This is a genomic window from Tibeticola sp., assembly GCF_022759015.1.
GTDB classification, from domain to species: domain Bacteria; phylum Pseudomonadota; class Gammaproteobacteria; order Burkholderiales; family Burkholderiaceae_C; genus Tibeticola; species Tibeticola sediminis.
In genome coordinates, this window is sequence record NZ_JAEMQB010000079.1 from 1 (window position 1) to 17,542 (window position 17,542).

Below are 17,542 nucleotides of genomic sequence, written 5' to 3' on the forward strand. Positions count from 1 at the left end.
GCCAAAGGCCACCACTACCGCACGACGGCGCTGCTCGGCGGCGATGCGGCGCTGGCGGCGACCTTTGCCGACGGAAGTTTTGCCACGCTCTACCTCAGTCCACGCGACTATCACCGCATCCACATGCCGTGCGCGGGTCGGCTGCTGCGCATGATCCATGTGCCCGGGGCGCTGTTTTCGGTGAACCCGACCACCGCCCGCGGCGTGCCTGGGCTGTTTGCGCGTAATGAGCGCGTGGTTTGCCTGTTCGAGACCGACGACGGGCCGCTCGCGCTGGTGCTGGTGGGCGCCACCATCGTCGGCAGCATCGCCACCGTCTGGCACGGCGTGGTGACGCCGCCGCGCAGCGGGCAGCTGCGCGAATGGCGCTACGAGGGGCAGGACATCCGGCTCGCGCAGGGCGAGGAGATGGGGCGCTTTCTGCTGGGCTCGACGGTGATCGTGCTTTGGCCTCGGGCCACCGCCGCACTCACCCCCGACTGGCGCCCGGGCCGACCCGTGCGGCTCGGGGAAGTGATGGCGACCCGCTGCGTTTCCCGCTGAAATCCGGCGATTGCCGGCGTCAACCGGTCGTTCTTTGCTCTTAAAAACGAAGCTTCTGGCCGTGGCTTACTCGTGGCGCAGCGCGTCGATCGGGTCGAGCCGTGCGGCGCGCCGCGCGGGAAAATAGCCAAACAACACGCCGATCGCCGCCGAGAAGGCGAAGGCCAGCAGGTTGACGCCCGGGTTGAACAGATACGGGATGTCCATCGCCGAGGCAATCGCCAGCGACGCCACGGTCGCAAGCACGATGCCGACCACGCCGCCGAGCGAGGACAGCACCACGGCCTCGATCAGGAACTGCAGCAGCACCTCGCGCTCGAGCGCGCCGATGGCCAGCCGCAGGCCAATCTCCCGCGTGCGCTCGGTCACGCTCACCAGCATGATGTTCATGATGCCGATGCCGCCCACCAGCAGGCTCACCGCCGCCACCGCTCCCAGCAGCAGCGTCATGATGCGGGTGGTGCCCGACATGGTGTCGGCGAGCTGCTTGGTGTCGAGGATGTTGAAGTTGTTTTCCTCGCCCTCGGCGAGCTTGCGCCGCTCGCGCAGCAGCTGGGTCAGGGCCTGCTTGACGCGTTCGGCGTCGGCGTCGTCGCGCATCGAGACGAGCAGCGTGTTGACCCGCGTGTTGCCGGTCACGCGGCGCTGCAGCGTGCGGATCGGCAGCACCACCACGTCGTCCTGGTCGTTGCCGAAGGCGCCTTGGCCTTTGCTGCCGAGCACGCCGACGATTTCGCACGACATACGGCGGATGCGCAGTTGCTGTCCGAGCACGTCGCCGCCCCCGAAAAGCTCGCGGCGGATGGTCTCACCGATCCAGCACACCGCAGCACCCGCGCGGGTCTCGCTGTCGGAAAACGGCCGGCCCGCCGAGAGCTTCCAGTTGCCCACGTCGAGCCAAGCATCGGTGGTGCCGATGATGCTCGTGGTCCAGTTGCGGCCGTTGGCGACCACCGTCGCGCCGGTGCGCGCTTCGGGGGCGACGGCCGCCACGCCGCTGATTTGCGTGGCAATGGCATCGGCATCTTCCTCTTTGAACGCCGGCGCACCGCTGAAGCCCGAGCCGGGCCCGAGCCGCTGCCCCGGCCGGATCTGCAGCAAATTGGTGCCCAGGCTCGCGATCTGGCTTTGAACCGCGAGGGTTGCGCCGTTGCCCAGCGTGACCATGGTGATGACGGCGCTCACGCCGATCACGATGCCCAGCACCGTCAGGAACGAACGCAGCAGGTTGCGCCGGATCGAGCGCAAGGCCAGCAGCAGCGTGCTTAGCCACATCAGCCGGCCTCCGTCGCGAGGGCGGGCATCTCGGGCGCGCGGGTCGGGTGCGGGTTGACCTCGTCGCTTTGGATGCGCCCGTCGCGGAAATGCACCACGCGCTGCGCCCAGGCCGCCATGTCCGGCTCGTGCGTGACCATCAGGATGGTGATGCCGCGCTCGAGGTTGAGCCGGGCGAGCAGCGCCATGATCTCCACGCTGCGCGCGGTGTCGAGGTTGCCGGTCGGCTCGTCGGCCAGCAGCACCGCAGGCTGGGTGACGATGGCGCGCGCAATGGCCACGCGCTGCTGCTGTCCGCCCGAGAGTTCGCCCGGCGTGTGGTGCTCCCAGCCCGCCAGCCCCACGTCGGCTAGCGCCGCCGCAGCAGCCGCATGGCGCTCGCGCGCGGGCATGCCGCGGTAGATCAGCGGCAGCTCCACGTTTTCCAGGGCCGAGGTGCGCGCGAGCAGGTTGAAGCCCTGGAACACGAAGCCCAGAAAATGCCGCCGCATCAGCGCGCGCTGATCGCGGTCGAGCCGTTCGACATGCACGCCCCGGAAGCGATACGCGCCGCTGCTCGGGCGGTCCAGACAGCCCAGCACGTTGAGCGCGGTCGACTTACCCGATCCGCTCGGCCCCATGATGGCGACGAACTCCCCGGCGCGCACCCGTAGATCGACGCCCTTGAGCGCGGCAAAGGCGGTCGATCCGCTGCCGTAGACCTTGGTGACCTGCTGCAGCTCGATCAGCGGTTCGATGGGGGCCGCGTCGCTCATTTCGACGCCCCGCTGCGCTGGTCGACGATCACGGCCATGCCTTCTTTGAGCTCCGGCGCACTCACCTCGGTCAGGCGGCCGTCGCTGATGCCGACCGTGACCGTGATCGGCACCGGCTGGCCTTGGTCCAGCACCCAGATGCGCCGCTCGGCATTGGGGCCGCGGCGGTTTTCCGTGCCGGGTTTCTTCGGCCCGGTCGAGGGCATGCGCGGCATCAGCATGGACGTGACGCCGCCGCTGCTGCCCGCTTTGGCATTGGCCGCAGCGCTCTCGGGATTGAAGCGCAGCGCCGTGTTGGGAACCACCAGCACGCCGTCGTGCTCGTTGGCCACGATGGTCGCCGCGGCGGTCATGCCGGGGCGCAGGCTCAGGTCATCGTTACGCACCTCGAGGTAAGTCGTGTAGGTGATGACGTTGTCGGTTTTGGTGGAGCCAAAGGCCACCCGCGTGACGCTCGCCGGGTATCGGCGTGTGGGGTAGGACGAAACGGTGAAAAACGCCTTTTGGCCCGGCCGGACGTTGCCCACATCGGCTTCGTCGACCGCGAGTTCCACCCGGACCTGCGCGAGGTCTTCGGCCAGCGACAGCAGCGTCACCGCCTGCAGCGAGGCCGCCACCGCATTGCCGGGCTCCACCGTGCGCGAGAGCACCACGCCATCGATCGGGGAGACGATCGAGGCCTTGGACAGGTTGGTCCGGTCGGTCGAGAGCTGCGCCTCGGCCTGCACCACGGCAGCGGCGGCACTCTCGAGCGCAGCGGCTGCGCGGGTGACATTCGCGCGTGCAGTGTCGAGTTCAGCCGCCGAGGGCACCTGACCGCTCGAGAGCCGCGCCACTTCCTCGAGCCGCGCCAGGTTGGCTTGCGCCTCGGCCAGCGTGGCTTTGGCTTGCTCGCGCGCGGCCCGCGCCGAGAGCAGCGCCGCTTCCGAGCGCTTCACCTGGTCGCTGAGCTTCGCGGTGTCGAGCATCACCAACACCTGCCCCTGCTTGACCCGGTCGTTGACGTCCACGTACACCTGTTTGACCGTGCCCGACAGTTCGCTGCCGATGTTCACCGTGCGCGTGGGCACCACCGTACCGTTGGCAGCAACCGTCTGCGTGATCTTGCCGCGCTTGAGCGGCTCGGTGATGTAGCGCGGCGCGGCTTGCGCAGCCGTGCGCTGGCTCCACCAATAGGCCGCGCCGCCGAGGGCGATGACGGCCGCCACGGCGATCCACATGCCTGGGCGTTGCCACCAGCGGCGACGCGCCGCGGGGTCGAGCAAGGCCTGCAGATCGAGCGCGCCGCGGTCGTTCGCAGCGGAGGGGGCGGAGGGCGTGGAGCTCATGGTGTGGACGGGACAAGGGGGGCGATGACGGCCGAGGAAACAGGGGATGCTTGGGGCGGATCGGCAAGGACGCCACCGCCGAGCGCTTGCGCCAGCCGCACGCCATCGGCCGCGAGCGTGGCCTGCTGCACCTGCACCGCGTCTTCGGTCAGCAGGCGGGCGCGCTGGGCGTCGAGCACGGTGCGGAAGTCCACCAGGCCGCTGCGGTAGCGCTGCTGCGCCATGAGCTCGGCATCGCGCGCGGCCGTCGCGGCGGCTTGCAGATGCTGCAGCCGCTCGCCATCTTGGCGCAGTGCAAGCAGGGCGTTTTCGACGTCCTTGAGGGCAGCGAGCACCGTGCCCAGCCATTGCGCGCGGGCCTGCTCCAGCGCAGCCGCCTGGGCGCGCTGCTGCGCCGCGAGCGCACCGCCGTCGAACAAGGGCATGCTCAGGCTCGCGAGCAAGGTGTTGGCGACCGAGCCGTCGAGCAGCCCGCCCAGCGTGAGGGCGCGCAGCCCCAGCATGGCGCTGAGCGAGACGCTGGGCCAGCGCGCCGCAGCGGCCTGGTCCAGCCGCGCGAGCGCCGCCTGCACCCGCGACTCGGCCGCGCGCACGTCGGGCCGCTGGCGCAGCACCTCGGCCGGTAGCGCAAGGGTCTGCGCCGTCGGCCACTGCGGCAGCGGCGCGGCCACGCCCAGGCGCTCGCGCAGCGCTGCGGGCGGCTCACCGCAGAGCACGGCCAGCGCATGCAGATCCTGGCCGATCGCCGTGCCCAGGCTGGCGACCGTTGCGGCCGTCTGCGCCACGTTTTGCGTCGCTTGCGCGAGGTCGAGCGACGAGGCCAGCCCGGCTTGCACCCGCCATGCGGTGATGCGCTGGGTGTCTTGTTGGGCTTGCAGGTTGCGTTCGGCAATCGCCAGCCGCGCCTGCTGGCTGCGCAGGTCGAGGTAGTTGAGCGCGACGCTCGTGCTGATGGCCAGCCGCGTGCCGGCCAGACTGGCCCAGGCCGCCTGCGCGTCGGCCGCCGCCGCGCGCGCCGCGGCCGCGTTGCCGCCGAACAGGTCGGGGTTGAAGCCGCCGTTCAAGCTCACGCCGTAGCTGTTGGCCGCGCTCGCGCTGCCGTTTTTGCCGCGCTGCGCCGAGCCGGAAAGCGACAGGTTCGGCCCCAATGCGGCCTCACGCGCGTCGGCGAGCGCCTCGGCCTGCGCGAGCGCGGCGCGGGCGGCGGCCAGATCGGTGTTGCGCGCAAGCGCTTGCGTCATCAGCGCATCGAGCTTTGCATCGGCGAGCGTCTGCCACCAGCCGGGCGATAGGCTCGCCGCCGCTTGCGTGCGTACACTGGGCGCGCTTTGCGCCCAGCTCGCCGGCACTTCGGCCGAGAGCGGCGCAGCCGGCGCTTGCACGACCGCGGCACAGCCCCCCAGAGCCAGGGTGATGAAGCCCACGAGGCCCAGCGGCACGGCGTGGTCCGAAGCAGGCGTGCAGCCGGGTGCGACGGAGAAACTGCGGCGTCGCTTCAGCGGTGCGCGGGAAAGCAGGGCGGTCAACGGCATGGGGCGCAAGGATACGACCGATGTATGAAGCGCACGTAAACGCAGCGCAGATGCCCGAGGGTATGTGGGGCCACACCTTGTGGGCTATTGAAACGCCACCTCGTTGAAGCTGCGCAGCTTGCGGCTGTGCAGCCGCTCGGGGCCGGCGGCGCGCAAGCGCTCGACGGCGGCGAGGCCGATGCGTAGATGCTGGCCCACGCGCTCGCGGTAGAAGGCGTTGGCCATGCCCGGCAGCTTGATTTCGCCGTGCAGCGGCTTGTCGGAGACGCACAGCAGCGTGCCGTAGGGCACCCGGAAGCGAAAACCGTTGGCTGCCAGCGTCGCGCTTTCCATGTCGAGCGCGATCGCCCGGCTCTGGCTGAAGCGCCGCTCGGGCGTGGTGAGCGCATCGCGTGAGGGCAGCAACTCCCAGTTGCGGTTGTCGGTGCTGGCCACGGTGCCGGTGCGCAGCACGCGCTTGAGCTCGGCGCCTTCGAGTCCGGTGACGGCTTCGACTGCGGTCTCGAGCGCGACCTGCACCTCGGCCAGCGCCGGAATCGGCACCCACAGCGGCAGTTCCTCGTCGAGCACATGGTCCTCGCGCACATAGGCGTGGGCCAGCACATAGTCACCCAGCCGCTGGCTGTTGCGCAGCCCCGCGCAGTGGCCCAGCATGATCCACGCATGCGGGCGCAGCACGGCGATGTGGTCGGTGATGGTTTTGGCGTTGGATGGGCCGACGCCGATGTTGACCATGCTGATGCCGCTGCGGTCGGCGCGCAGCAGGTGCCAGGCGGGCATTTGCGGCAGCCGGGCCGGCGCCACCCCTTGCGGTGCCGCGAGCCAGGCCGCGCGCTCGGCCTCCGGCAGGCCGCGTCGCCAGGTGACGACGTTGCCGGGCGCGACGAAGGCGAGATAGTCGCTGTCGGGCCGATCCATTTCGGCTTCGGCAAGTGCGACGAACTCGTCGATGTAGAACTGGTAATTGGTGAACAACACGAAGTTCTGGAACCACTCCGGCGCCGTGCCGGTGTAGTGGCGCAGGCGGTGCAGCGAATAGTCCACACGCGGCGCGGTAAAGAGCGCGAGCGGCTGCGCTTCGCCCGGCTGCAGGATGGCCGTGCCGTTGGCGATGCCGTCGTCCATCGCGCTGAGGTCGGGCAGGTCGAAGACTTCGCGCAGGCGCTGGCGGCGCGCTTCGGGCAGGTCGGCTTCGACCGAGTCTTCGGCGACGCCCGCGAAAGGCAAGGGGATGGGCTGGTGGCTCGTGCCCACTTCGATCGCCACGCCGTGGTTCGCGCGCAGCGCGGTGAATTGGGCCAGCAGATAGGGGCCAAAGAGGTCGGGCCGCGTCACCGTCGTCTCGAAGCGGCCGGGACCGGCGACGAAACCCCAGGCCAGGCCGGGATCGACCGGCGTGCGCTCGCTCACCTCGATGCGCACGAACGGGTAGTGCGCGCGTACGCGTGGCCAGGGGGCGTCGGCGTCCAGGCCGGCATAGGCCTCTCCAGCGGCATAGCGGCGCAGGTGGTCGCGCAGGTGCGCCAGCGCGTCGGCGTAGATGCGTTGCACCTGAGCCAGCGCGGCTTGCGGGTCGTCGAAGCGCATGGGCGCGACGAAGGGCGGGAGGGCGATGGGTGTGGCGTTGTTCATGGGGATCGATTGTCCGCGCAGGGTAGCATCGCTGCATGAACGGCATCGGCTCCCCGGATTTCCTCCACGCGGTGGCGCTGCTGGCGGCCGCGCTCGGTTGCGGGCTGCTCGTTGGCGTCGAGCGGGAGCGGCGCAAAGGCGATGGCGCGAGCCGGCGACCCGCGGGTCTGCGCACGTTTGCGATCACCTCGGTCATGGGCGCGGCGGGCATGCTCGCCGGTGGCGTTTTCCTGGCATTGGTCGGGGCGCTGTTGGTCGCGGCCTTGGTGGTCGTCGCGTATGGGCGCGACCGCGGCCAGGACCCGGGCATCACGACCGAACTCGCCTTGATGCTGACCTATTTCATCGGCGTGCTGTGCACGGTGGACCCGGCTTTGGCCTCGGCGCTGGCGGTGGCGCTGACGGCGCTGCTGGCTGCCCGCGAGCCGCTGCATCGCTTTGCGCGCCAGTGGCTCACCGAGGGCGAGGTGCGCGACGGCATCATCCTCGCCGCGCTGTTGCTGGTCGCGCTGCCGGTCGTGCCCGATCGGCCGCTCTGGGGGCCGGTGCTCAATCCGCATGTGCTGCTCAAGCTTCTGGCTTTGATGCTGGCTGTGCAGGCGCTCGGCCACCTGGCGCGGCGCTTGTTGCGTGCGCGCCAAGCGCTGGTGCTCTCGGCCGTTTCCGCCGGTTTCGTCAGCAGCACAGCCACCATCGCCCAGGCCGGTCTGGTCGCTCGCGCTCAGGCGCAGGAGCCCGCCGTCGTTCGAACGCAAGCCGCCGTCGGCGTTCTCAGTTGTGTGGCGACCATGGTGCAGCTGCTGCTGGTTGCGGGCACGGTGCAACCCTCCTGGGTGCGGCTGTTGGCCCTGCCGGCACTGGCGGGCGCCGGCTTCGCGGCGTTTTGGGGCATGTGGCTGCTGCGTGGCACGCACACGCAGGATCTGTCGGGCGTCGAGTCGGGGCCGCTGCCTCCCAGTGAGCGCATGTTCAGCCTGCCGCAGGCCGCGGGCGTGGCGGTCGCGCTCACAGGCGTCACGGCCCTGACCCAGGCGGCGCGCGCAGGGCTGGGCGATGCGGGCCTTTGGGCGACGACCCTGCTGGCGGCGCTGTTCGAACTGCACTCGGCCGTGGCGGCCGTGCTGGCCCAGGGTCCTGCGCCCGTCAGCGCTCAGGATGCCCATTTCCCCTTGCTGTGGGCGGTGCTGGGGGCACTGACCGTGCACGGCTTGGCGAAGTCGGTCGTCGCGGCCGTCAGCGGCGGCTGGGTGTATGCGCGCGCCGCACTCGGCGGGCTGCTGGGTCATACCGCCGTGTTCGTGGGCTTGCTGGCTTGGCTGGGCGGCGTGTTTGGCTGAGGCAACGCTGAACCCGTCCTTGGTATTGCGCCGGTCCGGCGCTCGGGGAGCCAAAAGCGGGGGTTCGGGCTTTGTTTTGAGGCTTTTTGGCCGGATGCCAGCGTGAAATCCCGTTGGGTTGCTCTCAATCCAGGAGCGTTTCGTTTTTCCACAGATCCGGCAAGCGCTCACGCTGCCGGATGAGATGCACGGTGGCGCCGTCCACCAGCACCTCGGCCGCGCGGGGGCGGGTGTTGTAGTTGCTCGCCATGCTCATGCAGTAGGCCCCGGCCGAGAGCACGGCCAGTCGGTCACCCACCGCCGGATCGAGGGCGCGGTCACGCCCGAGCCAGTCGCCGCTTTCACAGACCGGACCGACGACATCCCACAGCGGCGCATCCGACCGCGCTGCACCAGGCCGCAGCGGCACGATCTCGTGGTAAGCCTCGTACATCGCGGGCCGCGGCAGGTCGTTCATGGCGGCGTCGACGATGCAGAAGTTTTTCTCGTCGCCGGGCTTGAGGTACAGCACCTCGGTCAGGCACACGCCGGCGTTGCCCACGAGCGAACGCCCAGGTTCGACCAGCAGACGCCGATTGCCATAGCCGCGTGCATCGAGCCGCTCGAGCAGCAAGCGCCACAGGGCGTCGGCTGCGGGGGGCGTTTCGCCGTGGTAGTCGATGCCCAGCCCACCGCCGAAATCGAGGTGCTCGAGCCGCAGGCCCTCGGCCTCGATCGCGTCGACCAGGTCCAGCACGCGTTCGAGCGCGTCGAGATACGGGGTGCTGTCGGTGATTTGCGAGCCGATGTGGCAGTCGATGCCGATCACCCGCAGCCCGGGTAGGCCAGCGGCATGCCGATAGACCCGCACCGCGCGCTCGTGCGCGATGCCGAATTTGTTGCTTTTGAGGCCGGTGGAAATATAGGGATGCGTCTTGGCATCGACGTTCGGGTTCACGCGCAGGCTCACGGGCGCGCGCTGGCCGCGGGCGAGCGCCACGGCCGAGAGCACTTCGAGTTCGGCTTCGCTTTCGACGTTGAAGCAGCCGATGCCCGCGTCAAGGGCGGCGTTCATTTCGGCGCGGGTCTTGCCCACCCCTGAGAAAATGATTTTTGCGGGGTCTGCGCCCGCGGCCAGCGCTCGTTGGAGCTCGCCGCCCGAGACGATGTCAAAGCCACAGCCCGCACGCGCGAACAGCTGCAGCACGGCGAGCGTGGAGTTGGCTTTCATCGCATAGCAGATGAGGCCATCACGGCCTTCGAGCCCGCGTTGGTACGCCGAGAGCGCCTCGAGCATGGCCGCCTTCGAATAGACGAACAAGGGCGTGCCAAAGCGTTCGGCGAGCGTGTCGAGCGCGACCGCCTCGAGCCAGAGCCGTCCATCGCGGTAGGCCAGATGCGGATGGCCGGGCAGTCGGGGTGCCGTCATCGCGCGGCTCCCGGCGCCGACGCGGGCACTGCAGCGGGGGGCAGGACGAGCGGGCCTTTTTGTCCGCAGCCGGAGGTGGCCGCAACGGCAACGAGGGCAATGCCGCCCCCTAGAATCAAGCGCTTCAGGAACATCCGCGGATTGTAATGACCGACCTCGAATACCTCGAACACGCCGAAACCCTGCTGCGGCAGGTCGAACAAGCGTGTGACCGCATCAACGAAGAGAGCGACGCCGACATCGACAACCAGCGCGTCGGCGGCATGGTGACTTTGATCTTTCCGGACCGCAGTCAGATCGTCATCAACCTGCAAAAGCCCTTGCACGAAGTCTGGATGGCCAGCCGCTTTGGCGGCTACCACTACCGCTTCGACGGCACACACTGGCGCGACACCAAAGATCAGAGCGAGTTCTTCGACCGGCTGAGCCGAGACGCCAGTGCCCAAGCAGGCCGAAGCCTCGACTTCTCACCGCGGTAAGCGCGCGCGAGGCCGCTGCGTCACGCACGCGGCGCCTCAATCCTTGAAGAGATCGAGGATGCGCCGCCGTTCCTCGGACGGCGCGGGCGGCGCAGCCGGCGCCGCGGGGCGGGGTGCATCGCCCGACTCCGGCATGCTGGGCATGCGATCCTCGAGGCCCAGGTTGCTCACCCCCGAGCCCGGCGCATATTCGGCGTAATACCACTCCCCCCCCACGTTCACGACGCCCTCGGGTGGTTCGAGTTCGGTGACCGGGACGCCATTGAGCGCCGTTTGCATATAGCGGATCCAGACGGGCAAGCTCAGCCCGCCGCCGGTTTCGCGGTCGCCCAGAGAGCGGGGCTGGTCGTAACCCATCCAGATGACCGCGGCGAGGGTTGGCTGGTAGCCGGCAAACCAGGTGTCGATCGAGTCGTTGGTGGTGCCGGTTTTCCCGGCGATGTCCGGGCGCTTGAGCGTGGCATACGCCTTGGCCGCCGTGCCCGATCGCGCCACTTCCTGCAGCAGCCGGTTCATGATGAAGGCGTTGCGCGGCTCGATCGCCTGCGGGGCCGCATCCGGCGCGGGCGGCTGCGTCTGCAGCAACACCTTGCCGCGTTGATCCGTGATCCGGGTCACCAGCCACGGGCTCACGCGCCGGCCGCCGTTGGCAAACACCGAATACGCCGTGACCATCTGCATCGGCGTCACCGATCCGGCACCGAGCGCCATCGTCAGATACGGCGGGTGCTTGTCCGGGTCGAAGCCAAAGCGGGTAATCCACTCCTGCGCATAGCGCGGCCCGATGGCTTGCAGCACGCGGATCGAGACCATGTTTTTCGATTTCGCCAGCGCCGTGTGCAGCGGCATGGGCCCTTCGAACTTGCCGTCGTAATTCTTCGGCTCCCAGGGCTGTCCGCCGGTGACGCCGGCATCGAAAAACAGGGGTGCGTCGTTGACGACGGTCGACGGCGTGAAGCCTTTTTCGAGCGCGGCCGAGTAGATGAAGGGCTTGAAGCTCGACCCCGGCTGCCTCCAGGCTTGCGTGACGTGGTTGAACTTGTTCTTGTTGAAGTCAAAACCCCCGACGAGCGCGCGGATGGCGCCGCTGCGCGGATCCATCGAGACGAAAGCCGCTTCGACTTCGGGCAGTTGCGTGATTTCCCAGCGGTTTTGAGCGGTGCGCATGACCCGGATGACCGCGCCGGGGCGAATGCGAATCTTCGGCGTGGCCTTGTCCGACAGGCCCGATTGCGCCGGCCGCAAGCCTTCGCCCGTGATCTCGATGCGTTCACCATTGGCGCGCACGGCCACGACCTTCTTCGGCTGGGCTTCGAGCACCACGGCCGCGAGCACGTCGCCGTTGTCGGGATGCTCGGCGAGCGCGTCGTCGATCGCGTCATCCCATGCACGCGGGTCGCTCGGCAGCTCGATGAAGGTTTCCGGACCTCGATACACCTGGCGCCGCTCGTAGTCCATGATGCCCTGGCGGACGGCCTCGTACGCCGCCCGCTGGTCGCGCGATGAGACGGTCGTGTACACGTTGAAGCCCCGCGTGTAGGTCTCTTCACCGTATTGGGCAAAGATCAGTTGTCGCGCCGTTTCCGCCACGTACTCGGCATGCAGACGGCTGCCATCGCTGGGCGTGCGGATGTGCAGCGGCTCTTTCTTCGCGGCTTCGGCTTGTTCGCGGGTGATGAAGCCGTTTTCGAGCATGCGGTCGATGATGTAGAGCTGACGCGCCCGGGCCCGTGCGGGGTTGGCAATCGGGTTGTAGGCCGAAGGCGCCTTGGGCAGTCCCGCGAGCATGGCCGCCTCGGCGATCGTGATGTCCTTGAGGGGCTTGCCGAAATAGGTCTCTGCCGCAGCGGCGAATCCGTAGGCCCGGTTGCCCAGATAGATCTGGTTCATGTAGATCTCGAGGATCTGGTCTTTCGTCAGCAGATGCTCCAGCTTGAAGGTCAGCAGGATTTCGTAAATCTTGCGCGTGTACGTCTTCTCGGCCGACAGGTAGACGTTGCGTGCGACCTGCATCGTGATGGTCGATGCGCCCTGGCTCTTGAGTTTTCCGAGGTTGGCCAAGCCCGCGCGGATCACACCGAGATAGTCGACACCACCGTGCTGATAAAAGCGGGCGTCTTCGACGGCGAGCACCGCGTCCTTCATGACCTTCGGAATCTCCGAGATGGGCGTCAGCTGTCGCCGCTCTTCGCCGAACTCACCCATCAGCACGCCGTCTTCCGTGTACACCCGCAGCGGCAGCTTGGGCCGGTAGTCGGTCAGGTTCGAGACGTCCGGCAGATTCGGATAGGCTACGGCCAGCGCCACCCCCACGAGGAGGGCCACGGTGACGGCACCCGCGGCGAGCAGGCCGAGGCTCCACAACAAGAGCCGCAGCCACCAAGGCCGCTGTGCCGCGCGGGGCTGCGGCGATGCACCGGGCGTTCCGGTCGGTTCGGACGAGGGCATGGAGTTCCGAGGGATGGATCGGTTGAGATGGGCGGGCGGCTGGGCGAAGCTGGGTTCGCCCGTGCAGGCAAGGTTCGGCGGTGGATTATCTTAGCTCCAGCGGTCTGGCTTTCCGGAGGGTGGCACCCTTCTCCTCTCCTGCGGCGGGTCTGAAGCGGCCACGGTGGGTTTCGCTCCGAAATTCAGGGGCGAAACGGGCTGCGAAGGAGAAGGCCGGGTTGCCGAAGCGTCGGCTTTTGGCAACGCTTGCCAGGAGTCCGGTGCGATTTTCCCCCGTGCAGCAAGGGGCTTACTGCTAGGATTGAAGTGAAATGTAAAGATCGTTCGAGCGGTGCGGCTTTTTTCAGGGGACTGACTTGATCTCTCTCGATGCCTTGGCGTCTTTTTTTCGCCGGAAGCAATCCGCGCTCGTGGGCGTGGACATCAGCTCGTCGAGCGTCAAGCTGGTCGAGCTCGGTCGCAACGCCGACGGGCAGTGGGTGCTCGAGCATTGCGGCATCGAGCGGCTCGAGCCCGGCTGGGTCAGCGATGGCAACATCGAGAAGTTTGAGGAGGTCGCCGAGGCTCTGCGGCGCCTGGTCAAGAAAACCGGCACCAAAACCAAGAACGCTGCGCTCGCGCTGCCCGCCTCGTCGGTCATCACCCGCAGAATCGTGCTTCCCGCAGGCTTGAGCGAGCAGGAACTCGAGGTGCAGGTCGAGTCCGAGGCCAATCAATACATCCCGTTCTCGCTCGACGAAGTCAGTCTCGACTTTTGCGTCATCGGCCCCAACCCGCAGTCGCCGGGCGACGTCGATGTCCTGATCGCCGCTTCGCGCAAAGACAAGGTGCAAGACCGGCAGGGCCTGGCCGAGGCCGCTGGCCTCAAGCCGGTCATCATGGATATCGAGTCTTATGCCTCGCGGCGCGCGGCGGCGCGGCTGATCCAGGAACTCCCCGACGGTGGGCGCAACCTGATCGTTGCGCTCTTCGAGATCGGGGCGTACACGACCAGCATGCAGGTCATCCGCAACGACGACGTGTTGTATGAGCGAGACCAGGCCTTCGGGGGCGCGCAACTCACGCAGCAACTGGTGCGCCAGTATGGCTTCACCCCCGAAGAGGCTGAAAACAAGAAACGCAACGGCGATCTGCCCGAAGACTACGCGACCACGGTGCTGCGGCCCTTCGTCGATACGCTCGCGCAGGAAATCAGCCGCGCGCTGCAGTTCTTTTTCACCAGCACGCCCCACAACCGCGTGGACTATGTGATGTTGGGGGGCGGTTCGGCGGCGCTGGCGGGTCTGGCCGACGCGGTCACGCAGCAGACTTCTTTTGCCACCACCGTGATCGACCCGTTCCAGGGCATGGAACTCGGGTCAGGCGTCAGCGAAGGCAAGCTGCGGCGTGAGGCGCCGTCCTATCTGACGGCCTGCGGCTTGGCCATGCGGAGGTTCCTGTCGTGATTCTGATCAACCTCCTTCCCCATCGCGAAGAAGCGCGCAAGCGCCGCCGCGAGGAGTTTTACGCCGGCCTCGGGGCCGCTGCCGTCGCGGGCCTGCTCGTCGGCGGCCTGATTTATTTTTGGTACGACATCCAAATCAGCGACCAGCAGGGGCGCAACGCCTTTCTGGCGGCAGAAAATCGCCGGCTCGATGCGCAGATCAAGGATGTCGCCACCCTCCAGGACGAGATCAACGCGCTGCGCGCACGCCAGGAAGCGGTGGAGAACCTTCAGGCGGACCGCAATCTGCCGGTTCATCTGCTCAATGAGCTCGTGCGGCTCCTGCCCGAGGGCGCTTACTTGACCGCGGTGCGCCAAGAGGATAGCCGGATCACGCTCAGTGGCGTGGCCCAGTCGAACGACCGCGTCTCGGAATTGCTGCGCAATCTCGCCAACGATAGCCCCTGGCTCGCGCGCCCCGAACTGGTCGAGATCGTCGCCGGTTCGGTGGCGCTGTCGCCGCGGGACCAGCGCCGCGTCTCCAATTTCACGATCCGGGTCTCTCTGCAGCGGACGGCTGCTGCGGCTGCGAACGCGGCATCGGCATCCGTCAAGCGTTAAGGAAGCGCATCCATCATGGCGAACGTCCCTACCGCCGGCGGCCTCGAGAAACCGAACCTGCTCGAGACTCTGCAGCGACAGTTCCAAGGGCTGGATCCGAAAGATCCGGCCGCGTGGCCGATTCTGCCCAAGCTGGCCTTGGGCGTGCTTCTGGCCGTAGCCATCGTCATCGTTCTTTGGTTTGCCTGGCTGCAGGAGTATCAGGCGACGCTCGAGGCCGAGCAGGCCAAGGAACAGCAGCTGCGCGAGGAATACAAGAAGAAGCTGGCCAAGGCCATCAACCTCGATGCACTCAAGAAGCAGCGCGAGCAGGTTCAGCAATTCGTGACGCAGCTCGAGAAGCAGTTGCCCAGTAAGGCCGAGATGGATGCGCTGCTCAGCGACATCAACCAAGCGGGGCTCGGTCGCAGCCTTCAGTTCGAGTTGTTCCGGCCGGGCAACGTCGTGGTCCGCGACTATTACGCCGAACTGCCCATTGCCTTGCGCGTGACCGGCCGCTTTCACGACATCGGGGCCTTTACCGCCGATATCGCGGCCCTCTCACGCATCGTGACGCTCAACAATCTCTCGATTGCACCGCGGCAGGACGGCGCGCTGGTGCTCGATACGACGGCGAAGACCTTCCGTTATCTGGATCCGGAAGAAATCGCGGCGCAACGCAAGGCCGCCGGTGCGGGAGCCAAGAAATGATGCGACGTCCATGCCATGACCGCTGGCTTGCCAGCCTGGGGCTTGCGCTGGTTTGGGGCCTCTCCGGCTGCTCCGACGGCGGACCCGAGGATCTGCAGCAATGGATGCGTGAGCAGCGCGCCCAAGTCAAAGCCACCGTGCCGCCGCTGCCCGAACCCAAGAAGTTCAGCCCGCAGGCTTACCTGGGTGCGGGCGCGCTCGACCCCTTCAGCCGCGAGCGCTTGGCACAGGCCTTGCGAGCGCAGGGTGGCAACGCGGCGTCGAACGCAGCGCTCGTGGCACCGGAACTCAACCGGCGTAAGGAGCCGCTCGAGTCGGTTCCGCTCGATGCGATGAAGATGGTGGGCAGTCTCAACCGCAACGGCCAGCCGGTGGCGCTGATCAAGGTCGATAACCTGATTTACCAGGTCCGCCCGGGCAACTACCTGGGCCTGAACTACGGCAAGATCGTGAAGATCACGGAAACCGAAGTGGTGTTGCGCGAAATCGTGCAGGACGCGGCGGGCGAATGGATCGAACGCCAGGCCACGCTGCAATTGCAAGAGGGAATGAAATGAACAGAATCTCGGCTTCCTATTTGAATGCGCTGCGCAGCGCGGGCGTCTGGGCCGCGCTGGCGCTGCTGGGCACGCTGGCCCAGGCGCAGAACGCCATCAAGGCGCTGGATGCCTCGATCCAAGGAGGCTCGGAGGTCATCCGCGTCGAGCTTGCCGAGTCCCTGGCTGCGCCGCCCAGCAGTTTTTCGATTCAGCAGCCGGCCCGCATCGCGCTGGATTTCCCGGGCGTGAGCAATGCGCTCGGGCGCTCGGTGGTCGAGGTGAACCAAGGCAATTTGAAGTCGGTCGCCGTGGTTCAAGCCGGCGAGCGCACCCGCATGGTGCTCAACCTCAAACAGGCCACCGCCTACCGCACCGACGTCCAAGGCAAGGTCGTTCTTGTCACGCTGGACCCGGCGGTTGCGGTCACGCCCGCCGTGCAGACGACCCAGGTCTTTGCGGAAAACCGCAATGTGGAGGTCTTACCCATCCGTGATCTGGATTTCCGTCGGGGAACCGATGGCTCGGGCCGCGTGGTGGTCGAGTTGCCCAATCCTCAGGTTGGCGTGGATATCAAACAGCAGGGCTCGACCCTCGTCGTCGAATTCATGAAGTCTTCGCTGCCGCAGGGGCTGCGGCGGCGCCTCGACGTGACGGACTTTGGCACCCCGATCCAGACGGTCACAACCTTCGAGAGCGGTGACCGAGTGCGCATGGTCATCGAACCGAAGGGCGCATGGGAACATTCCGCCTACCAGACCGATACGCAGTTCGTCGTTGAAGTGCGGCCGCAGAAGTTCGACCCGAACAAACTCACCCAGGGGCAGGGCTTCAATGGCGAGAAGCTCTCGCTCAACTTCCAGAACATCGAGGTTCGGTCGCTGCTGCAGGTCATTGCGGACTTCACGAATTTCAACATCGTGACGTCGGACACCGTGACGGGTTCGGTCACGCTGCGGCTCAAAGACGTACCGTGGGATCAGGCACTCGACATCATTTTGCGCGCCAAGGGGCTGGGTATGCGCAAGGCAGGCAACGTGCTGTGGATTGCGCCCAAGGATGAACTCGCCGCCAAGGAAAAAGCCGAACTCGAAGCGGCGGCGGCGATTCAGGGGCTGGAGCCGTTGCAGACCCAGTCGTTCCAACTCAACTACACCAAGGCGGAGGAAATCGCTTCGAAATTGACGGCCAACAGCGGAAGCTCCAGCAGCGGCAGCGCGCGCATCCTGAGTCCGCGCGGCAGCGTCATCGCCGAGCCGCGCACGAACCAGATCTTCGTCTCGGACATCCCCAGCAAGCTCGCGCAGGTTCAGGAGATGATCAACAAGCTCGACGTCGCGGTCCGCCAGGTGTTGATCGAGGCGCGCATCGTCGAGGCGTCGGATACGTTTGGGCGCTCGCTGGGGGTGAAACTCGGAGGTAGCGACTTGCGGGGCGTGCGCGGCGGGGATCCGGGTTATTCGGTGGGGAACAACAACTGAATTGCACTGGGCGGTACGTATGGTGCGATCTACGGCACGACGGGGCAAACGGGC

Annotated in this window: 15 protein-coding genes and 1 pseudogene; 8 read left to right on the forward strand and 8 right to left on the reverse strand. The window is 67.3% G+C overall.

What is annotated here, in order from left to right; genetic code table 11:
- Positions 1-543: archaetidylserine decarboxylase (asd, locus tag JHC36_RS04655; RefSeq protein WP_287916458.1), on the forward strand; the 543-nt coding region annotated here is incomplete at its 5' end.
- A gap of 66 nt (positions 544-609) precedes the next feature.
- Here the strand turns inward: asd and JHC36_RS04660 are convergent.
- The 5 genes from JHC36_RS04660 to JHC36_RS04680 form a co-directional block, all read right to left on the reverse strand.
- Positions 610-1,818 carry an ABC transporter permease gene (locus JHC36_RS04660; RefSeq protein WP_287916461.1) on the reverse strand — a complete coding sequence of 403 codons (1,209 nt, stop codon included), beginning with the start codon at positions 1,816-1,818 and terminating at the stop codon, positions 610-612.
- Positions 1,818-2,573, reverse strand: a complete 756-nt coding sequence (locus JHC36_RS04665) for an ABC transporter ATP-binding protein (protein ID WP_287916464.1) — start codon at positions 2,571-2,573, stop codon at positions 1,818-1,820. The genes JHC36_RS04660 and JHC36_RS04665 overlap by 1 nt, the downstream gene beginning before the upstream one ends.
- The gene (locus JHC36_RS04670; protein ID WP_287916467.1) at positions 2,570-3,901 is read right to left on the reverse strand and encodes an efflux RND transporter periplasmic adaptor subunit; all 1,332 of its coding nucleotides are present in this window, start codon (positions 3,899-3,901) and stop codon (positions 2,570-2,572) included. Before JHC36_RS04670 ends, JHC36_RS04665 begins: the two co-directional genes overlap by 4 nt.
- Positions 3,898-5,433, reverse strand: coding sequence for an efflux transporter outer membrane subunit (locus JHC36_RS04675; protein WP_287916470.1), 1,536 nt, complete (start codon positions 5,431-5,433; stop codon positions 3,898-3,900). Before JHC36_RS04675 ends, JHC36_RS04670 begins: the two co-directional genes overlap by 4 nt.
- Positions 5,434-5,517: 84 nt before the next feature.
- Positions 5,518-7,020, reverse strand: a complete 1,503-nt coding sequence (locus tag JHC36_RS04680; protein WP_484421896.1) for an AMP nucleosidase — start codon at positions 7,018-7,020, stop codon at positions 5,518-5,520.
- A gap of 80 nt (positions 7,021-7,100) precedes the next feature.
- On the opposite strand from JHC36_RS04680, the gene JHC36_RS04685 reads away from it, so the two are divergent.
- Positions 7,101-8,402: a DUF4010 domain-containing protein gene (locus tag JHC36_RS04685; RefSeq protein ID WP_124222139.1), complete on the forward strand. Its 1,302-nt coding sequence runs from the start codon at positions 7,101-7,103 to the stop codon at positions 8,400-8,402.
- A gap of 124 nt (positions 8,403-8,526) precedes the next feature.
- Here JHC36_RS04685 and lysA read toward each other — a convergent pair whose 3' ends face one another.
- Positions 8,527-9,810, reverse strand: a complete 1,284-nt coding sequence (gene lysA / locus JHC36_RS04690) for a diaminopimelate decarboxylase (RefSeq protein WP_287916477.1) — start codon at positions 9,808-9,810, stop codon at positions 8,527-8,529.
- The gene (gene lptM / locus JHC36_RS11640) at positions 9,807-9,944 is read right to left on the reverse strand and encodes an LPS translocon maturation chaperone LptM (protein WP_211330948.1); all 138 of its coding nucleotides are present in this window, start codon (positions 9,942-9,944) and stop codon (positions 9,807-9,809) included. The genes lysA and lptM overlap by 4 nt, the downstream gene beginning before the upstream one ends.
- Before the next feature lie 12 nt (positions 9,945-9,956).
- Between lptM and cyaY the strand changes: the two genes are divergently transcribed.
- Positions 9,957-10,289 (forward strand): iron donor protein CyaY, encoded by a 333-nt coding sequence (cyaY, locus tag JHC36_RS04695; protein WP_124222135.1) that lies wholly within the window; start codon positions 9,957-9,959, stop codon positions 10,287-10,289.
- 36 nt (positions 10,290-10,325) lie between these two features.
- Here the strand turns inward: cyaY and JHC36_RS04700 are convergent, their stop codons facing one another.
- The gene (locus tag JHC36_RS04700) at positions 10,326-12,737 is read right to left on the reverse strand and encodes a penicillin-binding protein 1A (RefSeq protein ID WP_287916481.1); all 2,412 of its coding nucleotides are present in this window, start codon (positions 12,735-12,737) and stop codon (positions 10,326-10,328) included.
- A gap of 359 nt (positions 12,738-13,096) precedes the next feature.
- On the opposite strand from JHC36_RS04700, the gene JHC36_RS04705 reads away from it, so the two are divergent.
- The 5 genes and pseudogenes from JHC36_RS04705 to JHC36_RS04725 all read left to right on the forward strand — a co-directional run.
- On the forward strand, positions 13,097-14,182 hold the full coding sequence (locus JHC36_RS04705) for a pilus assembly protein PilM (RefSeq protein ID WP_503006866.1): 1,086 nt from the start codon (positions 13,097-13,099) through the stop codon (positions 14,180-14,182).
- Complete coding sequence (locus JHC36_RS04710; RefSeq protein ID WP_287916484.1) at positions 14,179-14,781, forward strand: PilN domain-containing protein; 603 nt, start codon at positions 14,179-14,181, stop codon at positions 14,779-14,781. The genes JHC36_RS04705 and JHC36_RS04710 overlap by 4 nt, the downstream gene beginning before the upstream one ends.
- Before the next feature lie 15 nt (positions 14,782-14,796).
- Complete coding sequence (locus JHC36_RS04715) at positions 14,797-15,471, forward strand: type IV pilus inner membrane component PilO (RefSeq protein ID WP_287916487.1); 675 nt, start codon at positions 14,797-14,799, stop codon at positions 15,469-15,471.
- Positions 15,471-16,028 (forward strand): pilus assembly protein PilP, encoded by a 558-nt coding sequence (locus tag JHC36_RS04720; protein WP_124222648.1) that lies wholly within the window; start codon positions 15,471-15,473, stop codon positions 16,026-16,028. The genes JHC36_RS04715 and JHC36_RS04720 overlap by 1 nt, the downstream gene beginning before the upstream one ends.
- Positions 16,025-17,479: pseudogene (locus JHC36_RS04725) on the forward strand (type IV pilus secretin PilQ); the annotation flags it as partial. The gene JHC36_RS04720 and the pseudogene JHC36_RS04725, both read left to right, overlap by 4 nt.
- Positions 17,480-17,542: the final 63 nt, after the last annotated feature.

Coding starts and splice junctions, on each gene's coding strand:
- JHC36_RS04660 (WP_287916461.1), bottom strand. CDS start 1,818: ATGTGGCTAAGCACGCTGCTGCTGGCCTTGCGCTCGATCCGGCGCAAC.
- JHC36_RS04665 (WP_287916464.1), bottom strand. CDS start 2,573: ATGAGCGACGCGGCCCCCATCGAACCGCTGATCGAGCTGCAGCAGGTC.
- JHC36_RS04670 (WP_287916467.1), bottom strand. CDS start 3,901: ATGAGCTCCACGCCCTCCGCCCCCTCCGCTGCGAACGACCGCGGCGCG.
- JHC36_RS04675 (WP_287916470.1), bottom strand. CDS start 5,433: ATGCCGTTGACCGCCCTGCTTTCCCGCGCACCGCTGAAGCGACGCCGC.
- JHC36_RS04680 (WP_484421896.1), bottom strand. CDS start 7,020: ATGCGCTTCGACGACCCGCAAGCCGCGCTGGCTCAGGTGCAACGCATC.
- JHC36_RS04685 (WP_124222139.1), top strand. CDS start 7,101: ATGAACGGCATCGGCTCCCCGGATTTCCTCCACGCGGTGGCGCTGCTG.
- lysA (WP_287916477.1), bottom strand. CDS start 9,810: ATGACGGCACCCCGACTGCCCGGCCATCCGCATCTGGCCTACCGCGAT.
- lptM (WP_211330948.1), bottom strand. CDS start 9,944: ATGTTCCTGAAGCGCTTGATTCTAGGGGGCGGCATTGCCCTCGTTGCC.
- cyaY (WP_124222135.1), top strand. CDS start 9,957: ATGACCGACCTCGAATACCTCGAACACGCCGAAACCCTGCTGCGGCAG.
- JHC36_RS04700 (WP_287916481.1), bottom strand. CDS start 12,737: ATGCCCTCGTCCGAACCGACCGGAACGCCCGGTGCATCGCCGCAGCCC.
- JHC36_RS04715 (WP_287916487.1), top strand. CDS start 14,797: ATGGCGAACGTCCCTACCGCCGGCGGCCTCGAGAAACCGAACCTGCTC.
- JHC36_RS04720 (WP_124222648.1), top strand. CDS start 15,471: ATGCGACGTCCATGCCATGACCGCTGGCTTGCCAGCCTGGGGCTTGCG.